Raw genomic sequence first — 19,995 nt, 5'->3', positions numbered from 1 at the left:
TAGTTAACACAAGCATATATGATTAAATGTATTATACCATAAGAAAAAAACCGGATTATTTATGCATTATATATTATATTAGAAAACTGTCTAGGAGTGGTATGTTTATTCAAAGCTGGATATTTGGGGTTGTAATAGAGAGAAGATATTCATTTATTTTATGCCTATTGCTAAACGTATTTTACGATAAAAAGAAAGACTATCTAAAATGTAAGGTACAACATCAAATTTTTCGAAGAGAACGTCCAGATTTTCCGAAAGGGGTTAAATAACATCATATGAAAAATTTTGAATCGTTTTCGATATTCCGTTAGTCTAATGTATGTAAGGAAGGTGAAGGCATATTAAATGCGCAGAGGAATTACTCATACTTCGTGTTAAGCAAGGGGACGATGAGGCTTTTTACGAACTCATCCAGCCAATCTATTCGGACCTTTATCGTATGGCATTTGTCTATATTCAAAGTGAGGCGGATGCGGTGGATATTTTACAGCAGGCGATAATAAAAGCGTATGAACATATACATAATCTAAAGGAGCCGCAGTTTTTCAAAACATGGATGATCCGCATCGTCATCAATTGCAGCAAAACTTATATTGAAAAAATAAAGAGATTTGAGGTTACGGATCCGCTAAAGCTAATCGATATGCAGGCCACTTCAAATACATATAAGGAAGAAGAAATCGACTTATGGAACGCCCTTCAATCTTTGGAGGAAAAGTATAAAACGGTTTTATTGCTGCGTTTTTACCAAGATTATACGGTGCCGGTAATTGCTTCGATTGTAGAGCTGCCGGCTGGTACCGTGAAAACGAATATTCGAAGAGGGTTGATGCAGCTGAAGCAGCTATTGAAAGGAGTGTATATGGATGAATGGTTACAATCCATTGAAGGAAATGCTCAATAAAATACCGGTGCCGCCGCTGAAAGAGGTTCTCCGCATTGATGGCATGAGCAAAATTTTTGCGCAATCAAGCCATAAAGTACAAGCATTGAAAAATGTGCATTGTACGATATATGAAGGGGAAATGGTAGCGATCATGGGTACGAGCGGCTCGGGGAAAAGCACGCTGTTGAATATGATAAGCGCTATCGATGAACCGACAGAGGGAAAATTATTTTTATTCGGCGAGGAAGCACGAAATATTTATAAGGAACCGTACGCATCGAAATTTAGAAAAGAGCAAATCGGATTTGTATTTCAGGATTTTCATTTGCTGAAGGATTTAAATGTCGAGGATAATATTGCGATTCCGTTAATTTTAAATGATGTCTCTTCGAAGGAAATAGCTGTCCGCTTGGAAAAAGTTTTGAAACAGCTTGGAATTTATGAGTGGCGCAAGCATCGTCCGCATGAATTATCTGGAGGGCAGAAGCAGCGTGTGGCAATCGCACGGGCCATCATCCATCAGCCTCCGATTTTACTTGCGGATGAACCGACTGGAGCTCTGGATGTAAATACGACGGATGAAATATTGCAGTTATTTGTCGAGCTGCAGCATAGAACAGGGCAAACAATTTTACTTGTAACACATGACCCTTATGTTGCTTCTTTTTCGGACAGGGTGCTTTTTTTCCATGATGGCGCGATTACAGATTCCTATCAAAATAAAAAAGCAGCTTCTGATTTGGATGAAATACTTGCGAGGTTTAAGTCGATAAGCAGAGGTGAAGTGTAATGTTCAATTTAAATAAAATTGCGATTAAACTATTTCGCGCAGCCGCTGCCCAAATTTTAATGAGCATTAGCATTATTATGATTTGTATTTGTCTGATTATGACGATGGGTGTTTATATATGGAACGGTAAAACAAAGATGCAAGAGGATATTTATGCGTTATTTGGATATGCAGATATGACGGTTGGATATAATCCCGAACAAGAAAGCTGGCTAAGCGAGAATCAAGTTGAATCAATTTCAAACATAGAAGGGGTAAAGGAAGTCTCGCCGGTACATTTAACCCATACAAATGTAGAAGGGGTATTGCCTTCTGTTTATACAGTCGGGGTGGAAGATGACGACCTCGTCAAAAGCCGGTACCATTTTAAGGAGAATGTAAAATCGGATGAAGTGGTTATTTCACAAAAGATCGCCCGGCTTTTTGACAAGCAGGTTGGAGATGATTTATTAGTCAATTTCGAGCCATTCACAGTTAGGGAGATTTTGACTCCATTGCCGGGTGCACCTGATGTGCAGTTGATTATCCTTCAAAATGAAGTTGCAAAACAATATTTACCTGCCCATGCCAAAGCATCGCAAGGGGTATTTACATTAATCGATCTGTATGAAGAAACTTACGCTAGTTCCGTTACGGAGCAACTTGTTCGGTTGGATGATGAATTGCGCATTGATGTCACGAATGAATATGATTTTGTGAAGCTGAATTTTCAATCATTGATGATATTCATTGTCATGTTTTCGTTTTTTGTTCTAGTCATTTCTTGTGTATTGCTTATTTCTACATTCCAATTACTGTTCTTTAAACTGAAGCAGCAATTAATGGTTTTACGGTCACTAGGAGCAACTAAAAAACAAGTCGGGAAAATTGTCCAAATCCAAGTGCTCACGATTATTAGCATCGGTACTGTATTTGGGACGGCTCTATCATATGCTGTCATCAAGAAAGGCTTGCCGACAATCGTCCATAAAATGCAATTGCCTGAAGTAAGCACGCAATTTCCAGTTTGGCTCATTATTAGCATTGCACTTAGCATTTTCATCATTCTTTTTGCGATTATGCAAGGGCAAGTGCGTAAAACAATGAAATTACTGCCATTGCAAATCACCTTGGAAAATTTCAATACAGCCGTAAAACTAACAAAAAGAAAATTATTTATTATCGCTTTCGCAGTTTTAACGTCATTGCTGTTTCTTTCAAATGGTTTTAAGCATGATGATAGCGGGCAAGGTGTTTTTTCTATATTATTTGGCAGTCTTATATTATGCGCGGTTGTTTTTTATGTGCTGCCATATGGATTTACGTTACTGATAAAATTATGCCTGCAGCCTGTCCGCAAAATTTTTGGGAATGAGGCATATTTGGCATGTCAACAATTGATGCCGCAAATAAGAAAAAATATGCCGATTGTATTAAGTGTTGTTAGCTTAATGGTGATTGTCATTTTCGGGACAACTCTTTTTAAATCGGTGCAGGAAAACGAGAAAGCTTATCATACCTTTTTATACGAAGCGCCAGTCGCTGTGGCGAATGATTTGCGCTATCCTACGCTGACGAATGATATAATTCAGGAAATCGATCGCTTGCCTTCCGTTGACTATGCCTTTGCAAGAAGCACATATGATCATTTAGAGCTTTTTATTGATGAAAAGTGGCAAGGCGAAACGTTTAAAGCGATTGATATTGAAAAATTTGTGGAAGTCGGTAAGCTGCAATCTGTAGTAGGCAATGCAAATAATGGATTAATTGTTTCAGAGGAATATGCAGAGCTCTATCATTTAAAAGTCGGTGATCGGGTGCGCACCGGCAAATTCAATTTTGAAGCTCAGTCAGTCGTTGAACTTGAGTCGATGCAAATCATTGGGTTAACTACAACGGGCTTTTCTAATCTTCACATTATGATTGACTGGGATTCAGCAGTGGCGAAAGCGAGCGATACTTTATTAGTGGATGATATTATGATTGAAACAAAAAATATCGATGAAACATTACAGGAAATACAGTTCCTGCATGAGCGCTGGCCAGCACTTGGCTTTTCGGATATAGAGACATTTACAGCCGAAAACAATCAATTTTTTTATCAGCGCTGGAGCTTATTTATAAGCGTGCTTGCCATTTTAATTGGCGCTACATGTATTGGGGTAATCCAAACATTGATGTACACGATTTCCGGAAAAATGGAGGATTACACAATTCAGCGCTTAATCGGATTATCCCCCAACGGATTAATCAAGCTCATTTTATCGCAAGTTTTTTCATTTATTAGTTATGGTCTATGTATTGGGATATTCATCGGTTATATTTTTACGATGCTTATGGCGCTCATTGATACAGGCTCCCATATTGTTTTTGATTTCAAGTTGCTGCTCAATATTAGCGCGTTCTTTTTAATTTTAACGCTTATAGTATTTTTGATTCAAGGCTATTATATTAGCAGGAAAAATTTAGCTCAAAGGCTAATTCAGTAAAATGAAGATGAAGCGATATTCAGGCACAGGCAAAAATGAAGACATCCCATACTCGGAAAAAGATTATTTCCTCGATAAGGCAAGCCGCTTTCCAGCAACGTAGATCGTGAAGGAAAGAAAACGCATGTAATGCTCTATTTCCACAGGAATAAATTATCAATATTTTAAAAGTCATTTCATTTTTTAATAGACTATGTTATTTTTATAATAATTTAATAATTAGCAATTTGAATAAGTGCTTGCATATTTATGTGAGGTAAAAGGGAAATTAGTGAAAGACTAATGCAGCCCCCGCTACTGTAATAGCTGATGAAATCACAACAAATCACTGTCGAAATGATGGGAAGATGTGAAAGTAAAAGGAAGCTTAAGCCAGGAAACCTGCTTATTCAAACGATACTTACTTTTCGGAGGGAGAAGTATAGGCGAAACAAGTAATTGTTTTTGTGTTTTTCTATACTTTTTTAGTATTAATTTCACATGCCCGTACCTCTTTCTGACGAGAGGTACGGGCATTTTTTATTTCTTAGTGGATACGTAATACTAGTTTTTTTGGATCCACATAAGAAAAATTATCATCACTCCCTATGGGGCGAGATGTATTTTTCTATAACGGAGGGTGTATACATGCAAAAGGGAAAAATCTTTGTTGTAGGGTTCGGTCCTGGAGATCGTGAACATATAACAAAACGTGCAGTCGATGCGCTACAGCAAAGTGACCATATTATGGGCTACAAAACGTATGTAGAACTGATCGAGCATTTAGTGACAGCGAAAACCATTGTCAGTACGGGAATGACTGAAGAAGTTTCACGTGCACAAGAAGCTGTAAAACAAGCTGAAGCCGGCCATATTGTTGCCGTTATTTCCAGTGGGGATGCGGGTGTTTACGGGATGGCGGGGCTCGTATATGAAGTATTAATCGAAAAGGGCTGGACTGCAAAAGAAGGCATTGAAGTAGAAGTTGTTCCGGGTATATCTGCCATTAACTCCTGTGCCAGTTTACTCGGTGCTCCGGTTATGCATGATTCGTGCACGATTAGTTTAAGTGACCATTTAACACCATGGACGGTCATTGAAAAACGGATTGAAGCGGCGGCAATGGCGGATTTTGTCATCGCATTCTATAATCCGAAATCTGGCAGACGTACGAGACAGATTGTTGAAGCCCAACGAATTTTGCTTAAGTATCGTTCACCGGATACACCTGTTGGGCTAGTAAAAGCTGCATACAGGGATACGCAGGATATTGTGTTAACAACATTAGAGGAAATGCTGGAACATGATATCGGAATGCTCACAACAGTAGTCGTAGGGAACTCTTCAACATTTTACTATGATAATAAAATCATTACCCCACGCGGCTATCAGCGTAAATATACGTTAGGAGAAGAAAAACAACTGTTAAAACCGCATCAACGTTTGAAAAAAGAAGCGGAACCGTGGGCATTGGATCAGGAAACGGGTGAAGCAAAGACCGGGTATGAAAAAATTGAAGCTATCGAGAAAAAAATAGTTGAACCAGCAGCCATTAAAACAACCGCATTACAGCTTGCAAATGAAGCATTAGCGCTCGTACATAAAGAAACGTCAGTAGTAAAAGTTGAAGAAAATCCTTTTTTAGTTCAGCAAGAAGTGGAATCCATATTTGAGTTTGCGGTATCACCAGGTGTTGCCAATAAATTGATTACACCTGCACAAATGATTACATTGGCAAAGGTTGTAGGGGAACGGGGTACGATGGAATATACGCCCGATCATCGTCTCGTGTTGAAGGTACCAACTGATTCACCTCAAAGAATAGTAGAAACGGTAGAAAAAACGGGTTTACTTGTTCAACCTGTCGGCGACGTAGTAATCGTCAAGGCGTGTGATTTCTGTTACGGCGAAAAAGCGGAATCCATTCCTTATGCTGAACAGATCATGGAAACGCTCGGAGGCATTAAAATGCCGAAAGAGCTGCATGTCGGAATTAATGGGTGCGGAATGGCTTGTTATCGAGCGGTTTTTGATGATATCGGCATTGTTTACCGCAAGAAAAAGTTCGATTTGTTTATCGGTTCGAAGCCAGTCGGACGAACAGCCCATGCTGCACAACCTGTCCTGGAGGGGATCGAACCGGAAAAATTGATTCCTTTACTAACGGATATCGTTGCGGACTATAAAGAAAATGCCCATCCTAATGAGCGTTTCTTTAAATATTTTAAACGTGTGAAGAAAATACTGAATTTCAATTATGTTGATATGTCATGCAAAATTAAAGTGGAAGAAGCCCCATGTGGAGATTAGGTGAGACGATGATTTTATTTTTAGCAGGAACAAGTGATGCAAGAGAGCTGGCGATTCGATTAATGCAAGCCGGCTATGATCTGGTGGCCACTGTTGTTACGGATTCTGCTGCTGCGAGTCTAAAAGATGCGAATGTTCCATATCATGTCGGTCGCTTAACAGTACAGCAAATGACGGAACTGATCGAAGAACGACACGTAACAATGGTGGTAGATGCAAGTCATCCGTATGCGGAAGAGGCTTCTAAAACAGCGATGGCTGCTGCAAATATAACGGGTATACCCTATATTCGATATGAACGTCCACAACAAAGCTATGTACATCCGCTTGTTACGGAAGTGGAAACGTATAAAGAAGCGGCAATTGCTGCATCCGCACATTCAGGAACAATTATGTTGACGACAGGCAGTAAAACGCTCGCCGTTTTTACGGAACAATTATTACATAACGAAAACATTCGTCTTGTCTGCCGGATGCTGCCAAATAAAGAGAATATGGATAAATGCAATGCACTAGGTGTGAAGCAACGCGATATTATCGCAATCCAAGGACCGTTTTCTAAAGAATTGAATAAAGCGCTTTACGAACAGTTCAGCACAACACTTATTATTACAAAGGAAAGCGGGAAAGTCGGTTCGGTAGACGAGAAGATGGATGCGGCATTAGAGCTTGGCATTCCTGTCATTTTAATTAAGCGACCAAAAATACACTATGAAAACTTATGCACTTCATTCGACAAAGTGTTTGAAAAATTAGGAGGCAAATAGCAATGGCAAATATGAATTTTAATACAGACTTCGTACCACTAACGGTAGACCCGGACAAAATTTATGACTATAGCTTTGCGATGATTAAAGAAGAAATGGGCGAACATCCATTTACAGATGAACAATGGCTTGTTGTTCGCCGCGTTATCCATGCTTCAGCAGACTTCGAACTGGGCCGCAGCATGATTTTTACGGATGATGCCATTGAAGCGGGAATTCAGTCGATTTTAGCAGGACGTCATGTTGTAGCAGATGTTCAGATGATTGAAAGTGGTTCTGGTCGCAAACGATTCCAAAAACATGGCGGGGATCTGCATTGTTATATCGCAGATGAAGACGTTTCAATTGAAGCCAAAAAACTTGGAACAACTCGTGCCATTATTTCGATGCAAAAGGCGACGCAATTACAAGAAGGTGGTATTTATGCAATTGGGAATGCCCCAACAGCTTTACTTGAATTAATTCGCCTGGTTAAAGAAGGTCTCGCAAAGCCTGATTTAATCATTGGAATGCCTGTTGGGTTCGTTTCGGCAGCAGAATCTAAAGCGGAATTAGCGATTTTAGAAGGAATTCCGTTTATTACGAATGTAGGAAGAAAAGGTGGCAGTACTGTAACCGTCGCAGCATTAAATGCCATCTCAATCATGGCTGATGAACGAGCAAAAGAAGCGAAATAAAAAAGATCCGTCGGAAATGCGTCACGGCTATACAACAGGAGCTTGTGCAACTGCGATGACAAAGGCTGCCCTGTACGCACTTGTGACGGGTGAAGTCCCAAAAGATGTAACAATACATTTACCTGTAGGACAGGATGCCACATTTACAGTGGCATCATTTGTAGTAAAGGACAATGAAGTGATGTGTGAAACGATTAAGGATGCCGGGGATGATCCGGATGCAACGCATAAAGCACGCATTCAAAGTACCGTTCGTTTTGTAGAGAAAAGCGGTGTCCATTTGGATGGCGGAGTCGGTGTTGGTCGTGTGACAAAAGCAGGATTGCCCGTCCCTGTCGGGGAAGCGGCAATTAACCCTGTTCCGAGAAAAATGCTTCATGGTGTCGTCGAAGAAGCGATACAACTTTTCCAAATTGACAAAGGAGTCGAAGTAATTATTTCAGTTCCGGACGGTGAGGAAATAGCGAAAAAGACGTTAAATGCAAGGCTTGGTATACTGGGCGGCATATCCATATTAGGTACACGAGGAACGGTCGTGCCCTTTTCAAGCTCCGCTTATATGGCGAGTATCGTGCAGGCGATCAGTGTTGCAAAAGAAGCAGGCTGTGAACATCTTGTCATCACAACCGGCGGACGCAGTGAAAAATACGCGATGAAACAATATCCGCACTTACCAGAAGAAGCATTTATAGAGATGGGAGATTTTGTCGGTTTTACATTAAAGCATATTGCCCGAAAAGAGATTCCCCAAGTATCGCTTGTCGGGATGATGGGGAAATTTTCTAAGGTAGCACAGGGTGTCATGATGGTGCATTCGAAAAGTGCGCCTATCAGTTTCCCGTTTTTGGCTGAAATCGCGAAAAATGCAGAAGCTGACCCAGAAATAATCGAGCAAATATTACATGCGAATACGGCATCACAAGTAGGGGAAATCATGCAGGGGAATGACCAATTTTTTGAAGCGCTTTGTAAAAACTGCTGTTACTTTGCACTGGATCATATGAAAGCGAAATTACGTGTTTCCACATCGCTGTATGCAATGAACGGGGACATGCTGGGAAAGGCTGAGAATATTGAACAATTGGATGAAAATGATTGGTATCGGGGATAACGGACCAGCAAGTTTACTCCCGCAATATATCGCTTGGATTGAGTCAAGTGAAGTGCTTGCTGGTGGTAAACGTCATCTTGACTTTTTCCCGGATTACACTGGTGAAAAAATCATTATAAAAGGCGGACTCTCTCGATTAGTAGATAAGCTGCAAGAAGAAACAAGAAACGTCGTCATTTTAGTATCAGGCGATCCGCTGTTTTACGGATTAGGGGGAGTTTTGGCGAAGAAGCTCCCATTAGAAATATATCCTTATGCAAGCTCTGTTCAACTGGCATTTACAAGAATGCAGGAAAGCTGGCAGGATGCTTATTTAACAAGTGTTCATGGTAGGTCGATGAAAGGACTTGCTCAAAAAATCGATGGCCGAAAAAAAATAGCCATTTTGACAGATGAAGAAAATTCACCGAATGCACTTGCTCGTTATTTAAAAGCGTTCGGCATGTCCGAATACGATGCGTTTGTGGCAGAAAATTTGGAAGGTTCAACAGAAAGATGTCGCCACTTTTCTTTGGATGAAATGGAGAACGCCGAATTTTCACCACTGAATGTCGTTATTTTAAAGCAGCGTGTAGTTGTCGAGCGTGCATCAATCGGTATTGATGATGACAAGTTTATTCAGCGAAAACCGGATAAAGGGCTTATCACGAAAAAGGAGATCCGAGTGCTTTGTTTACAAGCACTGCAATTAAAAGAAACAAGTATCGCATGGGACATTGGGACATGCACAGGATCAGTTGCCATCGAAATGTCGAAAATAGCCCGCGAAGGTCAAGTGTTTGCAATTGAAAAAAATGAAGCGGATTTGGAAAACTGTCTTCAAAATCAGCATATTCACCGTACTGACTTTACAGCTGTTTTAGGAAAAGCACCAGAAAGATTAGAAGAATTTCCTGATCCGGACGCCATTTTCATTGGCGGAAACGGCGGCAATATGGAGCAGTTACTGCAACAATGTATCGTTCGATTAAAGCCAAATGGCCGCATTGTTATGAACATCGCAACAATTGAAAATTTGGCAGAAGCGATGGGACATTTTAAAAAGCTCAACTGTGAGGTTTCAGTACTTCAGGCACAAATTTCAAAGAGTAAGCCCATTTTAAATTTAACGCGTTTTGAACCGTTAAATCCAATTTTTATTGTGACAGCACAGAAAGGAATGGAACTATGACAATCGGTACATTGATCGGATTGGGTGTTGGACCAGGAGATCCGGAACTTATTACAGTGAAAGCTTTTCGAATGCTAAAAGAATGTCCGGTAATTGCCTATCCGCAAAAATTGCGCGGCAGTAAATCGTATGCGCAGCGAATCATCGATGTGTACGTTAATCCGGCGGAAAAAGAAATGCTGGGACTTGTATTTCCGATGACGAAGGACGAGCAAACATTGCACGAAGCATGGTCTAAATCCGCAGAGAAAATTTATGCACATTTGAAGGAAGGCCGAGATGTTGCTTTCGTAACGGAAGGCGACCCGATGCTTTTTAGTACATATATACACTTGATGAAACTGATGAAAGAAATGCATCCCGAAGTCCCAATGAAATCGATTGCAGGGATATCTTCATTTAATGGAACTGCCAATCGTTTAGGAATCCCATTGGCAGACGGAGATGACCATGTAGCAATGATTCCGGCAACTTCGGATATGGCAGAGATGCGCCGTGTTATCGAAACACATGATGGAATTGTGTTCATTAAAGTAGCGAAAGTATTGGATGACATGCTGGACTTACTTGAAGAAATGAACCTGCTTGAAAAAACCCGTGTTGTGACAAAAGTAACATCCGATGAAGAAATTATTTGGAATACGAACGAATTGCGTGGAGCTGAGCTCAATTATTTATCATGTATGGTGGTGCGAAAATAATGAAGAAAATTTGGATTATAGGTGCAGGTCCCGGCGACCCGGATTTAATTACAGTGAAAGGTCTTAAACTGCTTCAACAAGCGGATGTTGTCATGTATACAGATTCTTTAGTAAGTGAATCTTTAGTTGCCGAAGCCCGTGCGGATGCAGAAGTGATCCGTACAGCAGGCATGCATTTACAGGAGATGGTTGATTGCATCGTCGAACGCGTCAATGCGGGCAAAATGGTTGTGCGTTTACATACGGGTGACCCGGCAATGTACGGGGCAACAATGGAACAAGTTGCATTATTAAAAAACCATCATATTGGCTATGACGTTGTTCCAGGTGTGAGTTCCGTGTTTGCTGCCGCTGCAGCAGTAGGAGCCGAATTAACGGTTCCTGACTTGACACAAACTTTGATCTTAACACGAGCAGAAGGACGTACACCAGTACCGGAGCGTGAAAAACTGCAAGCGTTGGCAAACCATCATTGCACAATTGCAATGTTTTTAAGTGCCACATTAACGAAAAAGATTACAAAAGAGCTACAGGCTGCAGGCTGGTCGGATGATACACCGGTTGCAGTTATTCAACGAGCTTCATGGCCGGATCAAAAAATCGTTCGCACGACAATTGCCGGACTGGATGAAGCGATGCGTACAAATGGAATCCGCAAACATGCGATGATTTTAGCCGGTTGGGCACTTGATCCGAATATCCATGAAAAAGACTACCGTTCAAAATTATATGACGCTACCTTTACACATGGTTTCCGTAAAGGTGTGAAAGTCGATGATTAATTTACGTGAAGGGGAAATACCGGAAGTTCGTGTGACAAAACCTTATGCACTTGTTGCCATTACAAAGCACGGTGTGGCGAACGCAAGAAAGTATGCGGAGAAGTTTCCATATGTCGATGTCTATTATATGAAGAAATTCGAGCAGGGCGATGAGGCTGAAAAAAATATTCAATTATTTGACGGGACGGTGCGCCTGCTGCTGCCTGCATTATTTAAAGCATATAAGTCGATGATATTGATTATTTCCCTTGGCGCAGTCGTTCGGATGATTGCCCCGATTTTAGTAGATAAAAAGAAAGATCCGGGTGTTCTCGTTGTTGACGATAAAGGACAATACGTCGTGAGTGTTTTATCCGGGCATATTGGGGGTGCGAATGCCCTGACAAATGAGTTTGCACAAGCAATCAATGCGACTCCGATTGTAACTACAGCATCCGATGTTCAAAAAACAATCGCGGTTGATTTATTTGGTGCACGGTACGGATGGGTTTGGGACAGTGAAGAAAAGTTAACGCCTGTCAGTGCATCTGTTGTCAATGAAGAACATGTTGCCATCGTACAGGAAACCGGTGAAAAAAAATGGTGGCTTCATGAAACACCGATGCCTGATACTTTGAAAATTTACAGTACGACACAGGAAGCAATTGCTGCAAAACCACAGGCGACATTGCTCATTACCGATCGCATTATCGAAAAAGAGGAAGAAATATTGCTCGAAAACGGTGTGATCTACAGACCGAAATCCATTGTTTTAGGAATGGGCTGTAATCGCGGAACATCGGCAGAAGAAATTGAACAACTAATTGATGAAACGCTTGCAGAACTAAAGCTGAGCAAAAAGAGCGTCAAAGCAATCGCCACAATCGATTTGAAAAAGGACGAGCAGGGTTTCCTGCAAGTAGCGGCCAGAAACAACTGGCAGTTTATAACGTATACACCGGCAGAGCTGAATGAGATGCCGCTGCAAAACCCATCTGAAACAGTCTTTAAATTTACAGGGGCATACGGTGTCAGTGAACCCGCAGCATTACGGTGTGCCAATGCGACGGACTGGCTTTTGGAAAAGAAGAAAAGCGGCAATGCAACCATTTCCGTTGCCCGGATTACATTTGATGAGGAGGAAACCGTATGAATCGTTTCGTATTAGCCGGTACAGGCAGTGGCGTTGGAAAGACTACATTTACGATTGGTATTATGCGTGCACTAATGAAGCGCGGCTTAACTGTACAGGGATTTAAATGTGGTCCGGATTATATCGATCCGACGTATCATACAGCCGTAACGAAGCGGCCTTCACGCAATATTGACAGTTTCATGATGACAGAGGATGTTGTACGCACAATTGTCGCGAGAAACAGTATCGATTCAGATGTTTCGATAATTGAAGGTGTTATGGGATTTTATGACGGGAAATCACCATTATCGAATGAAGGATCGGCGGCACATATTAGTGAAATTACAAACAGTCCGGTAATTTTAATTGTTAACGCAGCGAGTATGGCCCGAAGTGTTGCTGCGATTGTAAAAGGGTTCCAGAAATTGGATGACAATGCCAATATTGTGGGGGTTATTGCCAATCAGTTAGGGAGTAAAAGTCACTTTGAAATCGTCAAAACGGCGATTGAACATGAATGCAATGTTCCTGTTCTCGGCTATTTACAAAAAGATGCGGTACCGACATTGCCAAGCCGTCACTTAGGTTTGGTGCCGGCGATCGAACGCGGGGAGCTCGATGCGTATTTTGATGAGCTTGGAGATGCTATCGAAGCAACTGTTGATCTGGATTTACTGCTACAAGTTACAAAAGCGGCCGAATTGGAGCAAACTTCAAAAATTTTCAATATGCAAACAAACACGCAAGAAATTCATTTAGCTGTTGCAAAAGATGCAGCATTTAACTTCTATTATGAAGAAAATTTTGAATTACTGAAAGCAAACGGTGCAAAACTGCATTTCTTCTCGCCTTTAGAAAATGAAGCAGTTCCTGAACAAGCACAAGGGTTATATATCGGCGGGGGATTCCCTGAAGAATTTGCCGAGAAGCTTGCACAAAATGAACAGGCAAAAACCTCGATAAAACAAGCAATCGAAAAGGGAATCCCGACACTGGCGGAATGTGGGGGCTTCATGTATTTAACAGAAGAAATTTTCAACCGTGAAGGGAAAGGCTGTAAAATGCTTGGTGTCATTCCTGGGATCGTTCGTATGCAGGATAAGCTGGCGGCGTTAGGCTACAGAGAAATTGCCGGTGTGGAGGGCAATTTTTTAATCGGTGAACAGGAGCTTGCCAAAGGTCATGAATTCCATTATTCCGTTTATGAAGGGAATCATGAAACACCTGCTTATTTTACAAAAGGACGCTTTGGGGCTAAACAGGAAGGTTATGCTCAGGGGAATTTAGTTGCTGGTTATACGCATTTTCATTTCGCATCCAATCCGCAACTCGTGAAAAATTGGCTTGCAGCTTGTTTGGAGGTAAGAGCATGAATTATTTTCCGTTAATGGTCAATATTGATTTTAAAAAAGTGGTGATTGTCGGTGGCGGGCATGTGGCACGTCAAAAAGTGGAAGCTTTACTGCCTACGAATGCACAGATTACCGTTGTAAGTCCGACAGTAACGGATAAGTTAAAGACATATATAGATGAAGGCAGAGCAGTCTGGAAACGAAAACTTTTCGAACCGGCTGATTTAGATGATGCAGCACTTATTTTTGCAGCAACGAATGACGAAGCGGTAAATGATGCTGTGGAAGAAGCGACACAGCATTGGCAATTATTAAATCGTGCAGATGCTTTAGGGCGTATGGATTTTATGAACCCTGCAGTTGTCCGTAGAGGAGATTTTGTTGTAACAGTGTCGACAACTGGTGCAAGTCCGGCACTTACTAGAAAAGTAAAAGCTGACTTAGAGGAACAATACGATGAAAGTTATGCAGAGTACGTTGCATTTCTAAAGGAAGCCCGTCTGCTTATTCTAAAAAATTATGAAGGCGATGAAAAAAAAGCAGCGCTTGCTCAATTACTTGAACCTGAAATACTCGTTTGGATTCAGCAAAAGAATGAGGAAAAATGTGCACAGTTTTTACGTCAAATTGAAGCAGGGGTAGTCAATTGAGTGGATTTGTTTATATAGTCGGTGCTGGACCGGGTGATCCGAAATTACTGACAATACGTGCATTAGAGTGCATTCAAATAGCTGATGTCATTTTATATGACAGATTAGTAAACCCCGAAATTTTAAAACACGCAACAGCCCATTGCGAATTAATTTATTGTGGCAAAGAACCGGGAAAGCATGGCCTGATACAAGATGAAATTCATCGTGTGCTAGTTGAAAAAGCACTGCAGAACAAGCAGGTTGTCCGTTTAAAAGGCGGCGACCCATTCGTCTTTGGACGAGGTGCAGAAGAAGCAGCAATTCTTCGCAATGAAAACATTGAATTTGAAATTGTTCCAGGGATAACAGCAGGAATAGCGGCACCAGCATATGCAGGCATACCCGTTACGCATCGAGATTATGCGACAAGCTTTGCTATTGTTACCGGGCATGGACGTGAAGAAAAGGGTCAGGACTTTTTAAGCTGGGCAAGTCTCGCACAAATCGATACGATCGCATTTTATATGAGTGTTGGCAACATCGATCATATTACGAAAAGTTTACTCGAACATGGAAAGAAACCGACGACGCCCGTTGCCGTTATTGAATGGGGAACAACAAGTAACCAGCGTACCATTACAGGTCAATTAGAGACGATATCCAAACAGATTCAGCAGGAAAAAATTGTGAATCCTTCGATGATTTTAGTCGGGGATGTCGTAGGAATTCGTGAAGAAATTGCATGGTTTAATGAAAGGATTGAGACAACATGTTAGAAGCATTAAAAAAGCGACGAGCGGTTCGTCAATTTTTACCCAAGGAAGTGGAGCGGGAAAAAATTGAACAATTACTGGAAGCAGCAACGTATGCACCGAATGACCGGATGCGTGAACCTTGGCAGTTTTATGTTTTGCAAGGAGATAGTTTAAAGCGTTTTGAGCAAGTAGCATTCAATTATTTACAGCAGCGCTTTCCGACAAAACCAAACTTAGTAGAAAGCTCGATGCAGGCTGTTACAAAAACACCGCTCATTATCGTCGTAACTTCTGCCGTAGTGGAAGGCGATGAAGGGGCTACATTGGACAATAAATTCGCTGTTAGCAGTGCAATCATGTCAATGTGGCTAATGGCCGAATCGCTCGGTTTAGGCATGGTGTGGCGGACACGAGGAGTAGGTCTCGTACATGAAACTGCTTTGCATGAATTTATCGGGGCAACGGATTCCGAACAACTCGTTGGTACGTTATGCATTGGTTATCCGGAGGAACCTGTTACAACCGAGAAAAAACGTACGCCGTTTTCAGAAAAAACAACGTGGATATAAGGGGGCATTAACATGACGAGAAAAGGGATGCTACTCGTATATACTGGGGATGGAAAAGGCAAAACAACGGCCTCATTAGGTGTTACCTTACGTGCAATCGGGCGTGGGATGAATGTGAAATACTTTCAGTTTATTAAATCACCGGAACGTACATATGGAGAACAAATTGCGCTTCGTAAATTAGGTGTTGAAACCGTGCAGCTCGGTATTGGCTTTACGTGGACGAAAACACCGGAAGAACATAGAGAAGCGTTAAAAAAGGCTTGGCAAACTGTTAAAAAAGAATTGCAGGATGAAACAACGGATTTGCTTGTTTTGGATGAACTGAATAATGCATTGGCGATTTCAAAATTCCCGATCGATGATGTTCTGCCTTTAGCGGAAGTGCTTGAAGCAATTCGCAATCGTCCAGCGACCATGCATTTAGTCGTAACAGGTCGTTCGGCTCATTCGGATCTTATTGAGATGGCTGATTTGGTGTCAACCGTTGATGCGACAAAACATTATTATAGCGAACAGGACGTCACAGCGATGAAGGGGCTGGAGTTTTAGTGCAGGCAATCATGATTCAAGGCACAGCATCCGATGTTGGAAAAAGTGTACTATGTACAGCACTTTGTCGCATTTTAGTAAATGACGGCTATAAAGTTGCTCCGTTTAAATCACAGAATATGGCGCTAAACTCGTATATTACAAAAGACGGCGGAGAGATCGGACGTGCACAGGGAGTCCAGGCAGAAGCGGCAAAAATTGATGCAACGACGGATATGAACCCGATTTTACTGAAGCCTAAAGGAGATATGGTATCGGAAGTGATTCTGCATGGCAAACATTTTGCAAATATGGATGCGGTAAGTTATCGCGAGAATTTTGTAGAAACGGTCATACCTGAAGTTCGTACCTCGCTGGCCCGTTTATCGGAGAACTATGATGTTCTTATTCTGGAAGGAGCAGGTAGTCCGGCGGAAATTAATTTAAAAAGCCGTGATATTGCCAATATGCGAATGGCACATGAAACCGATGCGGCCGTTATTTTAGTCGCGGATATTGAACGCGGCGGTGTGTTTGCTTCACTTGTCGGGACGTTAATGTTATTGGATGAAGCGGAAAAAGCGCGTGTCAAAGGAATCATTATTAACAAATTTCGCGGCATGAAAGAATTACTGACAAATGGAATCGACTGGCTGGAAGAGTATACAGGTATTCCGGTACTCGGTGTCATTCCGTATTTCGATGTTCAAATTGAGGCAGAAGATTCAATGGCCCTATCCAGCCTGCGCTTGAAAAAACCACAGCAATATGAATTTGCGATTGACGTCGCTGTCATCCGGTTACCGCGCATTTCAAATTTCACGGACATAGATCCGTTGTTTGAAGAACCCGGTGTAGGCGTGCGCTTTGTTGCAACGCTAAGTGATTTAAAAAATCCGGATGTTGTGATCTTACCAGGAACAAAAAATACGGTGGAAGATTTTTTATGGCTTCAGCAAACGGGACTTATGCAAGGTATTTTACAGCTCGCTGATCAAAATGTCCGCATTATCGGTATTTGCGGAGGTTACCAGATGCTGGGTGAGACCATTCGTGACGAACAGGCGGTTGAAAGCAATGGCGGAACCTATTTAACTTTAGGTTTGCTGCCGATCGAAACAACATTTATCAACAGCAAGCAAACTGTTCAAGTATCTGGAAAGAGTTGCACAGGCCATGATGTGGCAGGCTATGAAATTCATTTAGGACGCAGTGTCGCGACAAAACCCGCGGAGCCCTTTATCCAATTTGATGACGGCCGGACAGATGGTGTTTATACGGAGCAAGTATTTGGTACATATGTCCACGGTATTTTCCAGAATCGAATTTTCACACGCGATTATTTTAATACAATCCGTGTACAAAAGGGAATAGAACCTGTTTCAGGTGAAGTATTATCAGATTTCGAACGTCGTGAACAAGCCTATGAAATGCTGGATCGCCATGTGCGTGAACATTTGAATATGGAGAAGATTTACTCCTTTATTTCGGAAACCACGATTGAAAAGAGGTGAAGTTGAAATGGCTGTTTTACATGGACCACTCGCAATTGATTTTGAGCAGCTCTGGAAGGAAGGGATGCTGGACTGGCATGGGAATATGCCGGAACGGATGAAAAATGATGCGTTGGAAGAAGCCTTTTGGGCACAATCGATGCAAAAAAAGTCATACAAGCAAACCGATGCACATGCCGTTCCGATTTATGAAAAGATTCGTCAATACATACCACAGGGTGCAAGCTGTTTGGAAATGGGACCAGGCTGGGGAAATTATACTTTTCCTTTAAGAAAAGATGTCAGTAAATTGACATTGGTTGATGGCTCAAAAAGTGTTTTGAACTACTTGCAGCAATATTTCAATGAGGACAATGCGGTAAATTTTGTTCATGCCAAGTGGGAAGAAGCAGATATCGAACAGCATGATATCGTAATCGGAGTGAATTGCTATTACCGTATTTACGAAATGAATAAAGCATTGTTGAAAATGAATAATCATGCTAAGAAAAGAGCCATCATCGGTTTAACAACAGGACCGATTCAACCTCACTATGATATTTTAGCGAAAGAATATGGCTATAAAATTAAATATCCAAGACGTGATTATATTGAAATCGTAAATATGCTGTATCAACTAGGTATTTACGCAGACTGCGAGATGCTGCCATTGGAACGTGTTTATTACTATGACAGTTATGAAGCGTTATATGAGGCACAAAGTAAAAAAATATTAACGACTCCATTTGATTTGCATCATGTTAAAGAGGTGCTGGGCCGATTCGTTACAGAAGAGGAAGGCAAGATCGTTTACCGTCATCAATTTTATGCCGCGATCATTAGTTGGGAGCCGGTAAACTTATATGAATAAAAAGAAATTTTGGCTATGGATGCCTATTTTAATCGGTGTGCTCGCCATCTCCGTTATTGGCGCCATTATGGTTGGTTCTGTAGGAATCACCCCCCAGTTAATTATGGAGGTTTTACTTTATAAAACCGGAATTTTAAGTGAAACAAATGCATCAAATGCGCAGCAAATAATCATATGGGAAATTCGGGTACCCCGAGTATTATTGGCACTTTTAGTAGGGGCTTCCTTAGCAATATCTGGTGCAGCAATCCAGGCTCTAGTAAAGAACTCGATTGCAGATCCCTACATACTCGGTGTATCTTCGGGAGCATCAGTCGGGGCTACTTCGGTCATTTTATTCGGGGCATTTAGCTTTTTCGGTATATTTGCCTTATCGCTTGCCGCTTTTTGGGGCGCCATTTTTGCCGTCATGATAGTCTTTATGCTCGCCCGGGTGAGCGGAAAAACTTCGATGATTCGATTGTTGCTATCGGGAATTGCAGTTTCCATGGTTTTAGGAGCGATGACCAACTTTATGTTGATGATTTCGAAAGAACAAGGCGGTGTTCAGGCCGTCATGTTTTGGATGCTTGGCAGTTTAGGCGGGGCAAAGTGGTCAAATCTTGGAATACCTTTTGTTACTTTTTGTATCGTATTTCCATTATTGCTACTTAGCTATCGTCAACTGAACGCACTGTTGCTAGGTGAAGAAACAGCATCGACTTTAGGAATTAATATTGAACGTTTTCGGCTGTTCATTATCATCATTGTGTCTTTACTAACCGGCGTTGTTGTTGCAGTTAGCGGGAGTATCGGCTTTGTCGGTCTCATTGTCCCGCATATTGTGCGCATGATTGTCGGCTCCAATTATAAAGTAGTTTTACCGCTAAGTGCGCTACTAGGAGCCATTATAATTATATGGGCTGATATAGGTGCACGTATTGCAATAGCACCGGAAGAGATGCCGATTGGGATTATTACCGCATTATTCGGCAGTCCGTTCTTTATTTGGATGCTTCGTCGCGAGCGCTATGCATTTGGGGAAGGAGAATGA

Annotated in this window: 19 protein-coding genes and 1 riboswitch; all 19 genes read left to right on the top strand. The window is 41.6% G+C overall.

Annotated features, from left to right (window positions below):
• The first annotated feature begins 343 nt into the window (after positions 1 to 343).
• Positions 344 to 907: a sigma-70 family RNA polymerase sigma factor gene (locus ACTHOQ_RS00425; RefSeq protein WP_440493840.1), complete on the top strand. Its 564-nt coding sequence runs from the start codon at positions 344 to 346 to the stop codon at positions 905 to 907.
• Positions 897 to 1,679: an ABC transporter ATP-binding protein gene (locus tag ACTHOQ_RS00420; RefSeq protein WP_440493839.1), complete on the top strand. Its 783-nt coding sequence runs from the start codon at positions 897 to 899 to the stop codon at positions 1,677 to 1,679. Before ACTHOQ_RS00425 ends, ACTHOQ_RS00420 begins: the two co-directional genes overlap by 11 nt.
• Positions 1,679 to 4,147 (top strand): ABC transporter permease, encoded by a 2,469-nt coding sequence (locus ACTHOQ_RS00415; protein WP_440493676.1) that lies wholly within the window; start codon positions 1,679 to 1,681, stop codon positions 4,145 to 4,147. Before ACTHOQ_RS00420 ends, ACTHOQ_RS00415 begins: the two co-directional genes overlap by 1 nt.
• Positions 4,148 to 4,363: 216 nt before the next feature.
• Positions 4,364 to 4,550: riboswitch (cobalamin riboswitch) on the top strand.
• Positions 4,551 to 4,774: 224 nt separating this feature from the next.
• On the top strand, positions 4,775 to 6,436 hold the full coding sequence (gene cobJ, locus ACTHOQ_RS00410; RefSeq protein ID WP_440493675.1) for a precorrin-3B C(17)-methyltransferase: 1,662 nt from the start codon (positions 4,775 to 4,777) through the stop codon (positions 6,434 to 6,436).
• Positions 6,437 to 6,444: 8 nt separating this feature from the next.
• Positions 6,445 to 7,203, top strand: coding sequence for a precorrin-6A reductase (gene cobK, locus ACTHOQ_RS00405; RefSeq protein ID WP_440493838.1), 759 nt, complete (start codon positions 6,445 to 6,447; stop codon positions 7,201 to 7,203).
• 11 nt (positions 7,204 to 7,214) lie between these two features.
• Positions 7,215 to 7,880 (top strand): precorrin-8X methylmutase, encoded by a 666-nt coding sequence (locus tag ACTHOQ_RS00400; protein ID WP_440493837.1) that lies wholly within the window; start codon positions 7,215 to 7,217, stop codon positions 7,878 to 7,880.
• Positions 7,855 to 8,991: a cobalt-precorrin-5B (C(1))-methyltransferase gene (locus tag ACTHOQ_RS00395; RefSeq protein ID WP_440493836.1), complete on the top strand. Its 1,137-nt coding sequence runs from the start codon at positions 7,855 to 7,857 to the stop codon at positions 8,989 to 8,991. Before ACTHOQ_RS00400 ends, ACTHOQ_RS00395 begins: the two co-directional genes overlap by 26 nt.
• On the top strand, positions 8,966 to 10,162 hold the full coding sequence (gene cbiE, locus ACTHOQ_RS00390) for a precorrin-6y C5,15-methyltransferase (decarboxylating) subunit CbiE (RefSeq protein WP_440493835.1): 1,197 nt from the start codon (positions 8,966 to 8,968) through the stop codon (positions 10,160 to 10,162). Before ACTHOQ_RS00395 ends, cbiE begins: the two co-directional genes overlap by 26 nt.
• Complete coding sequence (cobI, locus tag ACTHOQ_RS00385) at positions 10,159 to 10,863, top strand: precorrin-2 C(20)-methyltransferase (protein ID WP_440493673.1); 705 nt, start codon at positions 10,159 to 10,161, stop codon at positions 10,861 to 10,863. The genes cbiE and cobI overlap by 4 nt, the downstream gene beginning before the upstream one ends.
• Positions 10,863 to 11,645, top strand: a complete 783-nt coding sequence (cobM, locus tag ACTHOQ_RS00380) for a precorrin-4 C(11)-methyltransferase (protein WP_440493671.1) — start codon at positions 10,863 to 10,865, stop codon at positions 11,643 to 11,645. The genes cobI and cobM overlap by 1 nt, the downstream gene beginning before the upstream one ends.
• Positions 11,638 to 12,777, top strand: coding sequence for a cobalt-precorrin 5A hydrolase (locus ACTHOQ_RS00375; protein WP_440493670.1), 1,140 nt, complete (start codon positions 11,638 to 11,640; stop codon positions 12,775 to 12,777). Before cobM ends, ACTHOQ_RS00375 begins: the two co-directional genes overlap by 8 nt.
• Positions 12,774 to 14,132, top strand: coding sequence for a cobyrinic acid a,c-diamide synthase CobB (locus ACTHOQ_RS00370; RefSeq protein ID WP_440493669.1), 1,359 nt, complete (start codon positions 12,774 to 12,776; stop codon positions 14,130 to 14,132). The genes ACTHOQ_RS00375 and ACTHOQ_RS00370 overlap by 4 nt, the downstream gene beginning before the upstream one ends.
• The gene (locus tag ACTHOQ_RS00365) at positions 14,129 to 14,761 is read left to right on the top strand and encodes a precorrin-2 dehydrogenase/sirohydrochlorin ferrochelatase family protein (protein WP_440493668.1); all 633 of its coding nucleotides are present in this window, start codon (positions 14,129 to 14,131) and stop codon (positions 14,759 to 14,761) included. The genes ACTHOQ_RS00370 and ACTHOQ_RS00365 overlap by 4 nt, the downstream gene beginning before the upstream one ends.
• On the top strand, positions 14,758 to 15,519 hold the full coding sequence (cobA, locus tag ACTHOQ_RS00360; protein ID WP_440493667.1) for a uroporphyrinogen-III C-methyltransferase: 762 nt from the start codon (positions 14,758 to 14,760) through the stop codon (positions 15,517 to 15,519). Before ACTHOQ_RS00365 ends, cobA begins: the two co-directional genes overlap by 4 nt.
• On the top strand, positions 15,513 to 16,067 hold the full coding sequence (locus ACTHOQ_RS00355) for a nitroreductase family protein (protein ID WP_440493666.1): 555 nt from the start codon (positions 15,513 to 15,515) through the stop codon (positions 16,065 to 16,067). Before cobA ends, ACTHOQ_RS00355 begins: the two co-directional genes overlap by 7 nt.
• A gap of 12 nt (positions 16,068 to 16,079) precedes the next feature.
• Positions 16,080 to 16,619 (top strand): cob(I)yrinic acid a,c-diamide adenosyltransferase, encoded by a 540-nt coding sequence (locus ACTHOQ_RS00350; protein ID WP_440493664.1) that lies wholly within the window; start codon positions 16,080 to 16,082, stop codon positions 16,617 to 16,619.
• Complete coding sequence (locus ACTHOQ_RS00345; RefSeq protein WP_440493663.1) at positions 16,619 to 18,112, top strand: cobyric acid synthase; 1,494 nt, start codon at positions 16,619 to 16,621, stop codon at positions 18,110 to 18,112. The genes ACTHOQ_RS00350 and ACTHOQ_RS00345 overlap by 1 nt, the downstream gene beginning before the upstream one ends.
• 7 nt (positions 18,113 to 18,119) lie before the next feature.
• Positions 18,120 to 18,962 (top strand): class I SAM-dependent methyltransferase, encoded by an 843-nt coding sequence (locus tag ACTHOQ_RS00340; protein WP_440493662.1) that lies wholly within the window; start codon positions 18,120 to 18,122, stop codon positions 18,960 to 18,962.
• The gene (locus ACTHOQ_RS00335) at positions 18,955 to 19,995 is read left to right on the top strand and encodes a FecCD family ABC transporter permease (protein ID WP_440493661.1); all 1,041 of its coding nucleotides are present in this window, start codon (positions 18,955 to 18,957) and stop codon (positions 19,993 to 19,995) included. The genes ACTHOQ_RS00340 and ACTHOQ_RS00335 overlap by 8 nt, the downstream gene beginning before the upstream one ends.

Source organism: Solibacillus silvestris, from assembly GCF_051967575.1.
Classification (GTDB): domain Bacteria; phylum Bacillota; class Bacilli; order Bacillales_A; family Planococcaceae; genus Solibacillus; species Solibacillus silvestris_B.
The sequence above is the reverse complement of the archived record's forward strand: the minus strand, read 5'-3'. Positions and strand labels throughout refer to the sequence as shown.

Bases quoted from the DNA above. Each gene is read 5' to 3' on its own strand.
- ACTHOQ_RS00420 (WP_440493839.1), top strand. From the start codon at position 897: ATGCTCAATAAAATACCGGTGCCGCCGCTGAAAGAGGTTCTCCGCATT.
- ACTHOQ_RS00415 (WP_440493676.1), top strand. From the start codon at position 1,679: ATGTTCAATTTAAATAAAATTGCGATTAAACTATTTCGCGCAGCCGCT.
- cobJ (WP_440493675.1), top strand. From the start codon at position 4,775: ATGCAAAAGGGAAAAATCTTTGTTGTAGGGTTCGGTCCTGGAGATCGT.
- cobK (WP_440493838.1), top strand. From the start codon at position 6,445: ATGATTTTATTTTTAGCAGGAACAAGTGATGCAAGAGAGCTGGCGATT.
- ACTHOQ_RS00400 (WP_440493837.1), top strand. From the start codon at position 7,215: ATGAATTTTAATACAGACTTCGTACCACTAACGGTAGACCCGGACAAA.
- ACTHOQ_RS00395 (WP_440493836.1), top strand. From the start codon at position 7,855: ATGAACGAGCAAAAGAAGCGAAATAAAAAAGATCCGTCGGAAATGCGT.
- cbiE (WP_440493835.1), top strand. From the start codon at position 8,966: ATGAAAATGATTGGTATCGGGGATAACGGACCAGCAAGTTTACTCCCG.
- cobI (WP_440493673.1), top strand. From the start codon at position 10,159: ATGACAATCGGTACATTGATCGGATTGGGTGTTGGACCAGGAGATCCG.
- cobM (WP_440493671.1), top strand. From the start codon at position 10,863: ATGAAGAAAATTTGGATTATAGGTGCAGGTCCCGGCGACCCGGATTTA.
- ACTHOQ_RS00375 (WP_440493670.1), top strand. From the start codon at position 11,638: ATGATTAATTTACGTGAAGGGGAAATACCGGAAGTTCGTGTGACAAAA.
- ACTHOQ_RS00370 (WP_440493669.1), top strand. From the start codon at position 12,774: ATGAATCGTTTCGTATTAGCCGGTACAGGCAGTGGCGTTGGAAAGACT.
- ACTHOQ_RS00365 (WP_440493668.1), top strand. From the start codon at position 14,129: ATGAATTATTTTCCGTTAATGGTCAATATTGATTTTAAAAAAGTGGTG.
- ACTHOQ_RS00355 (WP_440493666.1), top strand. From the start codon at position 15,513: ATGTTAGAAGCATTAAAAAAGCGACGAGCGGTTCGTCAATTTTTACCC.
- ACTHOQ_RS00350 (WP_440493664.1), top strand. From the start codon at position 16,080: ATGACGAGAAAAGGGATGCTACTCGTATATACTGGGGATGGAAAAGGC.
- ACTHOQ_RS00340 (WP_440493662.1), top strand. From the start codon at position 18,120: ATGGCTGTTTTACATGGACCACTCGCAATTGATTTTGAGCAGCTCTGG.
- ACTHOQ_RS00335 (WP_440493661.1), top strand. From the start codon at position 18,955: ATGAATAAAAAGAAATTTTGGCTATGGATGCCTATTTTAATCGGTGTG.